A 12992-nucleotide genomic window follows, 5' to 3' on the forward strand; every position below is an offset into this window, starting at 1 on the left:
CCGTCCCCAGCCGTTCCGCCTCTAGGTCAACGGCGCGGGGACGGACCAGTCCAGGTGGGAGACGTCGTTGAATCCGCGGATGGACGACAGGCCGCCGAGCCTCACCAGCAGGGAGATCGACGCGTTGTCCGGGGGGAGGAACGCGAACCGCCTGGCCCCCGTCACGGACGCGAGCGCCTGCGCGATGACACCGCCGTGGGTGAACACCGCGACCCGGCCGCCCGCGTGTGCGGCCGCGAGGCGCGTGAGGCTCTCGTCGACGCGCGCCGCGAACGCTTCGTGGTTCTCCGCCCCGGGGATGACGTCCCAGCGTTCCTCGGTGAACATCCGCTGCACCACCGGGGTGTTCTCGGCGACCATCTTGCGGAACATCCCGCCTTCCCATTCGCCGAGGTGCACCTCGCGCAGGCCGGCCTCGACGCGCGGCTCCAGCCCGAGCCTGCGCGCCAGCGGCGCCGCGGTCTGCGCCGTGCGGCGCAGGGTCGTCACGTAGATGGCGTCGAGGCGTTCGTCCGCGAGCCGCTCACAGACCCGCTCGGCCTGTTCACGCCCCTCTGGCGCGAGGTCGGGGTCGCCTTGACCGTCCACGAGGGGGAACGGCCGCTCCGGGCGGGCGGGCGCGGAGGCGCCGTGCCTGATCAGCAGAAGCTCGGCCGCACCGTCCGGCGCCTTGTACCGCTTCTGCCCGTACTCGAGCGGCTCGTCCCGCTCGACCGGCTCGCCCGTCTCGTCTCGCTGTTCCACGGAACGGCACCCTAGACGAACGGCCTGAACCCGCCGTGAACCGGGGCCGCCGCACATCTTTCGGTGCGGCGGCTCTCACTGCAGCAGCGCCGCCAGGCGGCTCAGCCGGTCCTTGAGCGGAGCGGCGGGGATGTCCTCGAACGGGGTCACGGCCACGTCACCGCCCTTGGCCTCCCAGACACCCGCCACGCGCCCCTCGTGCAGGACGACCGGGGAGATCCAGCCCGCCGCGCGGCTCACGTCCTTGCGATGCTCGGCGGGCACCAGGTAGGTCGCGGACGTCCCGGCCCCCAGGACGTACTGGTCGAACGCGCCGAGCAGCCGGACGGACGTGCTGGGCGCGGTGGCCAGAAGCTCGTCCAGGTGCTCCCGCAGCACGTACATCTGCACGCCGTCCACCTCGACGGTGGAGAGTGCTTCCTCGGCGGCCGCGAACCAGTTCTTGACGTCCTTCTTCCGGTTCATCTTGCGCATGAGCCAGTTGTCGAACATGTCGGGGGTCGCGGGCCCGTGCGCGCCCAGGAACGCATGGATGACCGTCCGGGCGGCGTCCTCCACCGGCGGCAGGCCCGTCCAGCCGGGCAGCCACCTCTCCGGCGAGGTGAACGTCACGCGTGTGCCCTGCGGCGGCCCCTGGCAGAGGACACCCCACCAGGCCAGTGGTTTGAGCAGCGTGCTCCAGCCGGAGCCGAGCACGTCGGCGAGATGCCGTGAGCCGGTCTCCTCGACGACGGCCGCGGTGAGCTCCTCGCGGGTGAGGACCGCCCCATCGGCGAGGGCGTCCCCCGCCGCCTCGGCGATCGCCTCCAGGTCGGCGGGCGTGGCCCCGAAGGTTTTCTGCCAGGCGGGCTTCTCCCAGTTGCGGACGGCGGCGGACAACACGAGATGGGCGGCGGCCTCGTCGGCGGGCAGCAGGTGCAGGGTTCCCCGCGCGGCCCACGTCTTGACGAGGGTCCGTTCGTCGAGCAGCGCCCGCGCCACGGCGCCCTTCTCGGGAGCCGCCTGCCGCACCGCGACCGCGAGTTCCGCCGACGAGGCGACCTGCGCCTGCACCCCGGCCAGGCGCCGCGCGATCTGCACGGCCGACGCGTCGCCCGGAGAGTCGATGAACTGCCGCCGCATCCGCCAGGCGAGCACTTGGGCCCACGTCACCGAGGTCATGCCCCGATTACAGCGCATGCCGCCGACGGGACGTGCCCGGGGCTCACCTCACGCCAGCCGGTGGGTGACGTCGGCGAACGCGTCGCGGACGTCCTCGGTGGTGAGGAGCGTGAGGTCGTCGGCCGTCGCGGCGTCGCCGAGTTCGGCGGCCCGCAGCGCCCGGCACGCACACGCCTTCTCGTACATGGAGCGGGCGAAGCGGCCGTTGCCCAGCTCGTCGATCCGGCCCGCCCCGCAGACGCGCTGGAAGACCAGGGCGAGGTCGTCGAGGGCGCGTTCCTCCCAGTGGTCGCCGCCCTCCTCGGCGATGAGCTGGGCGATGCGGAGCAGTTCGTCAGGCCCGTAGGACGGGAAGTCCACGCGGACGTCGAACCGTGAGGCGAGCCCAGGGTTGGACGACAGGAACCGGTCCATGTCGCCCTCGTAACCGGCCAGGACGACGACGAGGCGGTCCCGGTCGTCCTCGGCGCGCTTCAGCAGGGTCTGCACCGCCTCGGCGCCGAACGCGTCACCGCCTGAGTAGCCGGGGTTGGTCAGCGAGTACGCCTCGTCGATGAACAGGATGCCGCCGAGCGCGGAGTCGACGATTTTGTTCGTCTTCAGCGCGGTGGCGCCCAGGTGCTCACCGACGAGGTCGGCGCGCTGGGCCTCGACCACCTCGGGACGGGCGAGGAGGCCCGCCGCGGCGAAGATGCGGCCGAGCACGCGCGCGACCGTCGTCTTGCCGGTGCCGGGCGGCCCGGTGAAGACGAAGTGGCGGGTCGGCGGCCGGGTGACCAGGCCCTGGTCGTGCCGCATCCGGGCTACCTGGAGCTGGGCGGCGATCTCCCGGACCTGCCGCTTCACGGGTTCGAGTCCGATCATCGCGTCGAGCGAGCCGAGCGCCTCGTCCAGCGTCGGCGTCTCGGCGTAGCCGCGGTACCGCTCGGTGACCTCGGCGAACGCGGTCTCGACGTCCTCGGCGCGCAGGGTGACCAGGTCGTCGGCGCTGGGGTTGGCCGGTCCCGTGGAGGCGGAGACGGCGTCGACGACCCGCACGTCCCGCGCGCGCGCCGCCGCCTCGGTCAGCGACCGGACGAACCTTCCGTTCCCCAGCTCATCGACGATGCCGCGCCTTTCGGCCTCCTCGAACCGGACGGCGAGGCGCTGCCGGGCCTCCGCGTCGAGGCGGTCCTCGCGGAGCCCGGTGTGGTAGTCGGCGATCTGCAGCAGTTCGGACGGACTGTACGACGGGAAATGCACGCGCGTCCCGAACCGTGAGGCCAGCCCGGGGTTGGAGTCGAGGAACTCGGCCATCTGCGCGTCGTATCCCGCGAGGATGATGACCAGGTTGTCGCGGTCGTCCTCCGCGCGTTTGAGAAGTGTCTGCACGGCCTCGTCACCGAACCGGTCGGGCTGCCCTTCGGCGGAGTTGGCCAGGCTGTACGCCTCGTCGATGAACAGCATCCCGCCGAGCGCGGAATCGACGAGCCGGTTGGTCTTGATGGCCGTGGCGCCGAGGAACTCACCGACGAGGTCGGCCCGGTGCGCCTCGACCACGGTCCGCTCCGGCAGCAGCCCGAACGCGTAGAAGATCTTGGCCAGGACGCGCGCCACGGTGGTCTTGCCCGTACCGGACGGTCCGACGAACACGAAGTGCCGCATCGGCTTCTCCGTGGGGACCCCGGCGGCGGCGCGCATGTGCGCGGCCTCGATGGACGCGGCGATCGAGCGGACCTGCCGCTTGACCGGCTCAAGCCCGATCATGCCCTCCAGTTCGGCGAGTGCTTCGGCCACGGATATCTCAGGCACCTTTTCCGTTCGGGGCTCGGCCGGGCCGGCCCGGTCGGCGGCGGTGGCGGCCGCCTGCGCCGCGGCGCGCTGCCCGTGGCCCGCTTGCGTGGCAGCCGATGCGGCGGCGGCGTCATCGGCCGGGCCTCGCCCGTCGGATCCGCCGCCGGGCTGGTCGGATCCGCCGGAACGGTCGGACCGTCCGGGCCTGCCCGGCCTGTCCCCCTTATCGGCCCGGTCGGGCCGTTCACGCCTGTCGGGGCCGGACGGGTTCCTGCGCGGCCCTGCCGTCCCGTCCCCCTTCGGCCCGGCCTGTTCCTGCACCCAGCCGGTCTCGTAGGCCTCGGCGGGCACCGCGCGCCGTGCCTGGTCCCAGCGGTAGGCGAGGACGGCGAGGGCCGCGGCCCAGCCGGGCGCCACACTCGCCTCCGGCAGCAGAGGGACCACCGCCGCCGTCACCACGCCGGCGGCGCCCAGGGCGAGGAGCGCGGTGCGCCACGGCGTGTACCCGCGCAGACGGAACGCGACGACCGCCACGGGCAGTGCGAGCACCGCCAGGAGCAGCGCGGGGTTCAGGTAGGGCGGCCGCCCTTCACCGGGGAAGAGACCTCCCAGAGGCACCGACAGCGCCAGCCAAGACACGATCACCGCGACGACCGTCATGCCCGTGGGCGACCGCAAGGTCAGATGGACGACCACGAGCAGGATCACCGTGGCCGCCGCCGCGCGGAGGATCGGCCCGTCCAGCACGACCACGGCCGACAGCACGAGCGCGACCGACAGCACCCCGCCCAGGAACCGCACGCCCGGGGTGACCTGGAAGTAACGCCACCGCAGGCGCTCGAAAAGATCCCGTGCCGCGGCGTCCTTCGCCGGGCGGGAACGCGATCTGCCGAACAAAGCCATCAGAAGCGAGTAAAGCGCAGGACCGCCCGGAACGGGACTCCCCGCGCGCGGTTCGTTGACTCCCCACACCGCGGCCTGGTGCGGAACGGAGAAAACCCCGACCCGGAGCCAGGACATTCGTCGTGTCCACAACGATGTTCGGCATGATGGGGCTCACGATCTAAGGAGAATTTTTGACCGACTCCACCCACGCTCTGCCCGGACTGGACTCCGCCCCAGCGGCCGCCAAGGACGTCCCACGCGTCGCGGGCTACGAGATCGAGGACGAGCTTCAGGCCGCGCCGTCCGGCAGCAGCCGTCCCATCAGGATCGCCGGGGTGGACGAGGTCGGCCGCGGCGCCTGGGCCGGCCCGGTCGTCGTGTGCGCGGCGGTCACCGACCTGACCCCGCCGCCCGTGCTGAAGGGCAGAGGCGACAGGACGATCGGGCTGACCGACTCCAAGCTCCTCACCGAAGCCCACCGTGAGTCGTTCGCCGAACTGCTGCCCGGCTGGCTCGCCGGGCACGCCATCGGCGCGTCCGGCCCCGAGGAGATCGACGAGGTCGGCATGACGGAGGCGCTGCGGCGCGCCGCCGTCCGCGCCCTGGAGGCGCTGCCCGTCGCGCCCGACGTGGTCATCCTGGACGGCAAGCACGATTTCCTGAGCCGGCCTTGGCGGGTGCGCTGCGAGGTGAAGGCCGACCAGCGGTCGGTCACGGTCGCTGCCGCGTCCGTCCTGGCGAAGGTCCATCGTGACCGGCTGATGGCCGGCCTGGACGGCGAGTTCCCCGGATACGGGTTCGCGGACAGCGCCGGGTATCCGTCGCCCGTCCACCAGAAGGCCCTCCGGGAGTCAGGGCCCACACCGCATCACCGGATGTCGTGGTCCTACCTGGACGACCTCCCGCGCTGGCGGCACCTGAAGAAACACCGCGACCCGCTCGCCGGTGAAGGCCAGCTGAGCCTTCTGTGACGCCGTCCGGCGTCCCCGCATGAGTCACGTCCGCCGGCTCGGGTAGACGCGACGACGGGAGGTAATGCCATGGACACCGTCGTCAAGAAGCTGCTCCACGAGTCCGGCGAGACGTTCGCCGAGGAGGCCGGCATCCCCCTGAAGGACCAGCCGGCCGCGTTGTTCAAGCTGCTCGTCCTGGCCAACCTGCTGAGCGCGCGCATCTCGTCGGACATCGCTTTGTCGGCGGCACGTGAACTGTTCGCCGCCGGCGGTGGGACGCCACGCGGGATGAGCGGGCTGACGTGGCAGGAACGCGTCGACGCGCTCGGACGCGGCCACTACGTCCGCTACGACGAGAGCACCGCGTCCCGACTGGGCGACACCGCGCAGATGGTCCAGGACAAGTACAAGGGCGACCTGCGGCGCCTCGCCATCGAAGCCGGACGCGATCCAGAGAAAGCCGCCGAACTGCTGCGGGAGTTCCCCGGCATCGGCCCGACCGGCGTGGACATCTTCTGCCGCGAGGCCCAGTCCATCTGGCCCTGGCTCCGCCCCTACGTCGACAGCCAGGTCAAGAAGGGCGCCGAACGGCTGGGGCTCCCCACCGACGCCAGCGAACTCGCCTCCAAGGTCCCCGGCAAGGACATGGCCCGGCTGAGCGCCGCCCTGGTGAGAGTGGCCCGCGACAAGAAACTGGCCGACACGGTGAAGACCGCGTAAGCCGACGATCGGCGCCGGGCCCAGGACGGTCGGCCGGGATCAGCCGACCGTTCCGGGCCCGTGTACGCGCCTGCGCGAACGGACGGGTTCAGTCCTTGCCGCGTGCGGCGACCCACTCCAGATTCCAGCCGTACGCCTGGTCGACCGACATCTTCCCCCAGCGCGGACGGCCGGGCGGCGGCAGGACGAAGCGTCCCTCACGGCGGACGACCAGTTCGCCGCCCACGTTCTCGATGAGCGCCAGGACCGCGTCACGGGACGCGTCGACACAGTCGCTGATGCGCATGTCGATGGGCGGCGCGCCCTTCGGGTACAGGGTCGCGATCGCGTCCAGGCCGCGGAAGTCGTCGGCACCGTCGTAGATCTCGGCGAACACCAGGATCCGCTTGAAGTCCGCGGTGTGGTCGAGGTTGATGTGGAGGTTCTCGCCCGACGCGATCGCCCCGGTGCGGTCGTCCTTGTCGAGCTTGATGAACGGCGGACGTTCCAGCGCACCCATGTCGCCGAGCGCGTGGATGATGCCCTTGCGGCCGTCCTGCAGCTCCCAGAGGCAGCACAGGTCCAGGTCGAGGTCGTGGCCGCGGCGGCGTTTGCCGAGCAGCCCCTTGGCCACGCCCTCGCGGGCGGTCCAGTTGAGGTTGACCCGCATGTGACCGGACGTCGCGCCGTGCTTGGTCAGCGAAACCGACGGCGCGTTCTTGGTGAGCGAGATCGTGCCGCCCTGCTGCTGCGGCTGCGCCGGAGGCGGCGCGGCAGCGGGCGCGGGAGGCGGGGGCGGGGGCGCGTACTGGCCGCCCGGTGGGGGCGGAGGAGGCGGCGGCGGCGCGAACTGTCCGGGCGGAGGCGGCACGTACTGCCCACCAGGAGGCGGAGGAGGGGGCGGCGCGTACTGCCCACCAGGAGGAGGGGGCGGCGCGTACTGGCCGCCGGGAGGCGGGGGCGGCGCCTGGGGCTGCGCGGGCGCGGGGGGCGGCGAGGCGGTCTCCGGGGCGGGCTCGTCGACCGAGATCCCGAAGTCGGTGGCCAGACCGCCGAGCCCGGAGTCATAGCCCTGCCCGACCGCACGGAACTTCCACGCCCCCTGCCGCCGGTAAAGCTCACCGAGCACGAACGCCGTCTCCGTCGTGGCGCCCTCGCTGTCGAACCGGGCGACCTCCGCCCCGGCCGCCGCGTCCACCACGCGCACGTACAGGCCCTGGAACTCGCCGAACGTCCCCCCGTCGGCGGACGCCGCGATGACGATCCTGTCGATGGCGGGCTCGACGCGGTTCAGATCGACCGACAGGACGTCGACGACGGTCGCCCCCCGCTGCTTGCCATCGTGCCGGACCGCGCCCGAGTTGTGCGCCGGCTGGTTGTAGAAGACGAAATCGTCGTCCGAACGGACCCGGCCGGTCTCCGCCAGCAGAAGCGCCGACGCGTCCGCGTCCGGAACGCCCGGACCGCTCTGCCAGCCGAGCTCGACCCGGACCGAGGGAACCGGCACCGTGGTGTTGGCGCCCTTCTGCAGCGACATGAACGCTCCTCATCATCGATCGATGTCCCCAACCTACGACCAGTCGCGCGGCCCGGCGACCTGCCATGACGAACGACGCATGGAAACGGCCCGGAGTTCCGTCCGGGCCGCGGTCCGCGTCATGGCGCCCGGCCCGCTCACGGGACGCGGGCGGTCCACTCGGGGGTACCGAACTTGTCCGTGACGTACTTGCCGGCGAGGCGCATCTCATCCTCGCTCACCCGGTCGCCGGTCAGCCCGTACCGGCCCCGGAAGTGCCCGATCATCCGGTCGATGATCTCCTCGCGGGCCATGCCGGTCTGGCGGCGCAGCGGGTCGACGCGCTTGACCGCGCTGGCGGTCCCCTTGTCGGAGATCTTCTCCCGGCCGATCCGCAGCACCCGCACCATCTTCTCGGCGTCGATGTCGTAGGCCATCGTCACGTGGTGCAGCACCGCGCCCGCGGCCAGCCGCTTCTGCGCCGCGCCCGCGATCTTGCCCTGGTCGGAGGTGATGTCGTTCAGCGGCTGGTACCAGGCCCTGATCCCCACCTCGCCGAGCGCGCCGAGCACCCAGTCGTCCAGGAACGCGTAGCTCTCCGCGAACGACATGCCGGCCACCAGCGTCTCCGGCGCGTACAGCGAATAGGTGATCGTGTTGCCCGGCTCGATGAACATCGCGCCGCCGCCGCTGATGCGCCGGACGACGTCCACCCCGTACCGCGCGGCCGCCTCGGCATCGACCTCGTTGCGCAGCGACTGGAAACTGCCGATGACGACCGCGGGCGACGCCCACTCCCACACCCGCAGCGTCGGCGGCCGGCGCCCCGCCCCGACCTCTTCGGCGAGGACCTGGTCGAGCGCCATGTGCAGCACCGGCTCCCGCGGCGGCTCGTGGATCAGCCGCCAGTCGTGGTCGCGCCAGTCCGACGCCCGCGCGACGGCCCGCTTCACCGCGATCCCCACGGCCTCGGCGGTGATCCCCAGCATCACCGTGTCCCGCGGCAGACCCGCCTGGACGCGGACGCCGATCGCCCTGGCGTCGAGTTTCGCGGGCAGGCCGTCCAGGACGGCGTTGATCGCCTCCAGCGCCTCGTCGGGCTCCAGGAAGAAGTCACCGCTGATCCTCGGCCCGCTCAGCAGGCCGTCCACGACATCGACGTCGGCGACGACGAGCTTGCCGCCCGGAACCTTGTACTCACCGTGCATCACATACAGGTGAACCCCGCGCGACCACCCCGGATTCCACGCACCGGAACCACCGCCTCCGACCTGCGCGGCAGCGCATCGGCGTGCCTCAAGGCCCGGCCGTCGCGGAGCCGGCCGGCCCGGCCGCTCAGGCGACCGCGCGCAGCCGCTCGTCGAGCGCCTCCAGGTCGGGAACGAACCACACGTGCCCGGCCGAGTTCGACTCGCGGACGAGCGCCTGGAGCGCCGGGCTCGCCGCCAGGTGACCGGAGATGTCGCCGAAGACGACCAGACGCAGCCGGTAGTTGACGAACTTCTGCATGACATCGCCGGCGAAGCGGGTCCCCAGGGAGAAGAAGCTCTCGTCCAGGCGGCTCGCGGGCACCGCCACCACCTCGGCGCCGAGGAAGGCCGCACCGATCAGGTCCAGCGCGTCCTGCGTGGTCGTCACCCGCGGCCCGTCCGGGTCGCACACCAGAACCTGCACCCCGGCCCGCTCCTGCATCACGTCAGTCATCGCCGTCCCCCCTCACGAACAGGCCGCTGTCATCGCCGAGCACGGCTTCGAGCATCCGCAGCACGTCGGCGGTGGCGGCGGCGCCGCCCAGTATCACGATCTTCATCCGGTTCCGCTCCTGGTCGTGGGCGACCTGCACGCGCAGCGGGTCGCGGGGATCGCCGGTGTTCACCCCTGCCAGGACGAGCGTCCCCAGCCGGTCGGCCGCGGCACGGTCGACACCGTCGATCTGCACGATGCTCGACACCTCGACGTGCGCGGCCCCGGCGGGCAGGGACACCTCGGGCCGGTCCCGTCCGGTCAGCTCCTCCAGGTCGGCCTCGGCGATCCGGTACTGCTTTCCGATCCGCACCGCCCTGAGCCGGCCGGCCCGGATGTAGCCGCGCACGGTACGCACATGCAGGCCGAGATGATCGGCGACCTCCTCGACTGAGTACATTTTCTCCTTCATCACTCCCTAACATACGCCAAAAAGGGAAGCTTGCATGATTTTACCGATCGACAGGGCAGTGCTTGGGGTCGCGAGCGGTAGGGCATCGTAGAAGCAGCGGTCGAGGGAAAGGTGGCGTGGTGAGCAATCTCGATGTCCGGCCGAAGCCGGTCGAGTGCGGCGGCCGGGACGACGCCGCGGGACGCCCCGTCCACGAACTCCTGCCGCCGCGGCGGGTGCCGCTGGGCGAATCCACGGTCGTCCGCCGGCTCCTGCCCAGTCTGGGACGGCGCATGGTGGGCGCCTGGTGCTTCGTCGACCACTACGGGCCGGACGACATCACCGACGAGCCGGGCATGCAGGTGCCGCCGCATCCGCACATCGGTCTGCAGACGGTGAGCTGGCTGCACGGCGGCGAGGTCCTGCACCGCGACAGCCTCGGCAGCCTGCAGACCGTCCGGCCGAAGGAACTCGGCCTGATGACCGCCGGACGGGCCATCGCGCACTCCGAGGAATCACCCCGCCGGCACTCGCCGATCCTGCACGGCGCCCAGCTGTGGGTGGCGTTGCCCGACACGCACCGGCACACCGAGCCCGCGTTCGAGCACCATGCCGCCCTGCCCGTCGTGGACGGGCCCGGTCTCAGCGCCACCGTGATCCTCGGTGAGCTGGACGGGACCGCCTCGCCCGGCACGGCCTTCACACCGATCATGGGCGCCGACCTCGCCCTGGAGGACGGGGCCCACGTGCGGCTGCCGGTCGAACCCGACTTCGAGTACGCGGCGCTCACGATGTCCGGCGTCACCGAGGTCGACGGCATGCGCGTCGAGCCCGGCTCGATGCTGTACCTCGGGAGCGGCCGCCGCGAGCTGCCGCTGAGGGCCGACGGCGACAGCGGCCTCGTCCTGCTCGGCGGTGAGCCGTTCGAGGAGAAGCTCGTCATGTGGTGGAACTTCATCGGCCGGACGGGCGAGGAGATCGCCCAGGCGCGCAAGGACTGGATGGAGGGCGACCGCTTCGGCACCGTGAACGGCTACGACGGCGCCCCGCTCCCCGCGCCCACCATGCCCGCCACCCCCCTGAAGCCCAGGGGCCGCACCCGCTGACGAACACGGCCGCGCGGGACCATCACCGTCCGGTACCTCGGCGATCATGCCGCCACCGTGCACCGTTACCAATTGTCCCTTCCTGGGGCCACTTCACCTGGTATGTTCGCGCGATCCGTCCGGCAGACGTCATACTCTCCGTCGAAAACCGGGCCGAATCCCCCGTAGAAGGAGTCGATGGCATGCGCACACGACCGCTTTACAACATCGCGGCGGTCCTCGCGCGGGTCGGCGTGGGTGTCGTGTTCATGGCCCACGGCTGGCAGAAGATCGAGGCGGGCGTCACCGCGACCAGCCGGTCGTTCGACGACCTCGGCGTACCGCTGCCCACCGCCGCCGCCGTCTACTCCGCGTTCGTCGAACTGCTCGGCGGCGCCGCGCTGATCGCCGGGCTGGGCCTGCCCGTCACCGGCGCCATGCTGTTCCTGGACATGGCCGGCGCGTTCGTGTTCGTCCACGCCGGCGAAGGCCTGTTCCTCGTGGACGGCGCCACAGTCGAGAACGGCTTCGAACTCGTCCTCGTCCTCGGCATGGCCAGCCTCCTGTTCGCCGCGGGAGGCGGCGGCCGGCTGACCCTCGACCAGTGGATCGCACGCAAGCGGCAACAGAGCCCGGACGACGAAGGCGACGACGACGCGAAGAGCTTCGTGGAATCACTCCGCCAAGCGGAGACGAAGCCCGTCGCCAAACCCGCCCGCAAGCCGTCGTCCCCGCGCCACGAGAAGACCCCGGCCCTGCCCGGCTCCCCCGGGGCGGACACCGGCGCCAAGAACACCGGTACCGACGACGACACCCTCGTCGCCGGACGCCGCAAGCCCGCCAAGCGCCGCCGCCCGAACGGCGGCACCGCCCCCGAGAGCACCGACACGAACCCCGCCCAGTAGAGCGGACACGGCGCGAGCCCGGCCCTCACACCCGGCCGGGCTCCCTTCCGATCCGCGCCTTACCGGCGGAGAGCAGCCACTCGAAGCCGGGGACGGCCCACGGCCGGGACAGGCGGTTGTCGATCGCCGGCAGCCGCCGGTCCCGGTTCCAGACGCCCAGCAAGTCACGTCGCAACCCGGAGTCCCTCACGCCAGGTGGGGTGTGCCGGGTGCCAGCCCAGTTCGCGCTTGGCCTTGGCGTTGGATGCGCCGCGGAGTTCGGTCATGAGCACGACACCGGCCGCTCCGGCGGCCAGCCGTCCGACGAACCGCGGTACGCGCATCGGTTTCCCGGCGCCCAGCATCGCCGCCAGTTCCGGCAGCCATTCGGCGACCGGCGCGGGGTCGTCGTCGACGATGTTGTAGACACCGCGGCCGCCGCCCTCCACCGCTGCGACCGTGGCCTCTGCGGCGTCGGCGATGTGGACGAACGACCACACCCCGCCGCCGTCGCCGACGATCGGGAACTTGCGTTTGCGGATCATCTCGAACTGCTCGGAGCCCGGCGCCATGGAGGTGCCGGGTCCGTAGAACGCGCCGTAGCGCAGCACGATCCCTTCGGTCCAGGCGGCGTTCAGCACGGCCTTCTCCAAGTGCTCGATCGCGGCGATCATCGAGGCCATCTGGGCGACCGGTGAGCGGTCCAGGGGGTCTTGTTCGTCCTTGACCGGCCCGCCGGTCCGGCTGTAGGTGAACGCGCCGTTGCTCTGGGCGACGAACCGCCGTACACCGGCGGCGCGTGCGGCCGCGAGCAGGTTGTCGGTGCCCTCGATCCGCAGCCGGTCGGTGGCGGCGAAGCTGCGTTCGAAATGGCGGGTGTCGATGTGCCCGATGGCGGTCAACTGGTCAACGATCACCTCCGGGGCCGCCTCGCGCACGGCCGCCTCGACCTGGGCGCGGTCGAGGGCGTCGGCGATGACCGGTACCGCACCCAGCCCTGCCGCCCTGGACTTGCCGCTTTCGCTGCGGACCATGGCGAACACCTCGTGTCCCGCATCGACCAGACGAGGCAGGAGCTCCCTGCCCATCGCTCCGGTCGCTCCCGCCACCAGCACTCTCATCGTCGGCTCCCTTGCTCTCGGTTCGGGTTCGCCACTT

General features: G+C 71.7%; 13 protein-coding genes. 4 read left to right on the forward strand and 9 right to left on the reverse strand.

The window, feature by feature from the left end; translation table 11 throughout:
- Positions 1-21: 21 nt before the first annotated feature.
- The 3 genes from ACGFK0_RS03520 to ACGFK0_RS03530 form a co-directional block, all read right to left on the reverse strand.
- Positions 22-744 (reverse strand): histidine phosphatase family protein, encoded by a 723-nt coding sequence (locus ACGFK0_RS03520; protein WP_392899452.1) that lies wholly within the window; start codon positions 742-744, stop codon positions 22-24.
- 75 nt (positions 745-819) lie between these two features.
- Positions 820-1905 carry a winged helix DNA-binding domain-containing protein gene (locus tag ACGFK0_RS03525; protein WP_392899455.1) on the reverse strand — a complete coding sequence of 362 codons (1086 nt, stop codon included), beginning with the start codon at positions 1903-1905 and terminating at the stop codon, positions 820-822.
- Positions 1906-1953: 48 nt separating this feature from the next.
- Entirely contained in the window at positions 1954-4581 is a 2628-nt protein-coding gene (locus tag ACGFK0_RS03530) for an AAA family ATPase (protein WP_392899458.1), read from the reverse strand.
- A 203-nt stretch (positions 4582-4784) separates the two neighbouring features.
- Here ACGFK0_RS03530 and ACGFK0_RS03535 point away from each other — a divergent pair, with 203 nt between their 5' ends.
- Positions 4785-5534 carry a ribonuclease HII gene (locus ACGFK0_RS03535; RefSeq protein WP_392899610.1) on the forward strand — a complete coding sequence of 250 codons (750 nt, stop codon included), beginning with the start codon at positions 4785-4787 and terminating at the stop codon, positions 5532-5534.
- A 69-nt stretch (positions 5535-5603) separates the two neighbouring features.
- Positions 5604-6236, forward strand: a complete 633-nt coding sequence (locus ACGFK0_RS03540; protein ID WP_392899461.1) for an endonuclease — start codon at positions 5604-5606, stop codon at positions 6234-6236.
- 88 nt (positions 6237-6324) lie between these two features.
- Here ACGFK0_RS03540 and ACGFK0_RS03545 read toward each other — a convergent pair whose 3' ends face one another.
- The 4 genes from ACGFK0_RS03545 to ACGFK0_RS03560 all read right to left on the reverse strand — a co-directional run bounded on the left by ACGFK0_RS03545 (position 6325) and on the right by ACGFK0_RS03560 (position 9874).
- Positions 6325-7752 (reverse strand): TerD family protein, encoded by a 1428-nt coding sequence (locus tag ACGFK0_RS03545; RefSeq protein WP_392899464.1) that lies wholly within the window; start codon positions 7750-7752, stop codon positions 6325-6327.
- 137 nt (positions 7753-7889) lie between these two features.
- Positions 7890-8939, reverse strand: a complete 1050-nt coding sequence (locus ACGFK0_RS03550; RefSeq protein WP_392899466.1) for a biotin/lipoate A/B protein ligase family protein — start codon at positions 8937-8939, stop codon at positions 7890-7892.
- A 127-nt stretch (positions 8940-9066) separates the two neighbouring features.
- Positions 9067-9435 (reverse strand): DUF4180 domain-containing protein, encoded by a 369-nt coding sequence (locus ACGFK0_RS03555; RefSeq protein WP_392899469.1) that lies wholly within the window; start codon positions 9433-9435, stop codon positions 9067-9069.
- Positions 9428-9874, reverse strand: coding sequence for a helix-turn-helix domain-containing protein (locus tag ACGFK0_RS03560; protein WP_392899471.1), 447 nt, complete (start codon positions 9872-9874; stop codon positions 9428-9430). Before ACGFK0_RS03560 ends, ACGFK0_RS03555 begins: the two co-directional genes overlap by 8 nt.
- Positions 9875-10005: 131 nt before the next feature.
- On the opposite strand from ACGFK0_RS03560, the gene ACGFK0_RS03565 reads away from it, so the two are divergent.
- Positions 10006-10971: a pirin family protein gene (locus tag ACGFK0_RS03565; protein ID WP_392899473.1), complete on the forward strand. Its 966-nt coding sequence runs from the start codon at positions 10006-10008 to the stop codon at positions 10969-10971.
- A gap of 182 nt (positions 10972-11153) precedes the next feature.
- The gene (locus tag ACGFK0_RS03570; RefSeq protein WP_392899476.1) at positions 11154-11855 is read left to right on the forward strand and encodes a DoxX family protein; all 702 of its coding nucleotides are present in this window, start codon (positions 11154-11156) and stop codon (positions 11853-11855) included.
- 25 nt (positions 11856-11880) lie between these two features.
- Here the strand turns inward: ACGFK0_RS03570 and ACGFK0_RS03575 are convergent, their stop codons facing one another.
- Together ACGFK0_RS03575 and ACGFK0_RS03580 are read right to left on the reverse strand one after the other, a co-directional pair.
- Complete coding sequence (locus ACGFK0_RS03575) at positions 11881-12030, reverse strand: hypothetical protein (protein WP_392899479.1); 150 nt, start codon at positions 12028-12030, stop codon at positions 11881-11883.
- Positions 12020-12955, reverse strand: coding sequence for an NAD-dependent epimerase/dehydratase family protein (locus ACGFK0_RS03580; RefSeq protein WP_392899482.1), 936 nt, complete (start codon positions 12953-12955; stop codon positions 12020-12022). Before ACGFK0_RS03580 ends, ACGFK0_RS03575 begins: the two co-directional genes overlap by 11 nt.
- Positions 12956-12992 lie beyond the last annotated feature (37 nt).

Origin of the sequence: Spirillospora sp. NPDC048823, assembly GCF_043198445.1 — a bacterium.
Taxonomy (GTDB): Bacteria; Actinomycetota; Actinomycetes; order Streptosporangiales; family Streptosporangiaceae; genus Spirillospora.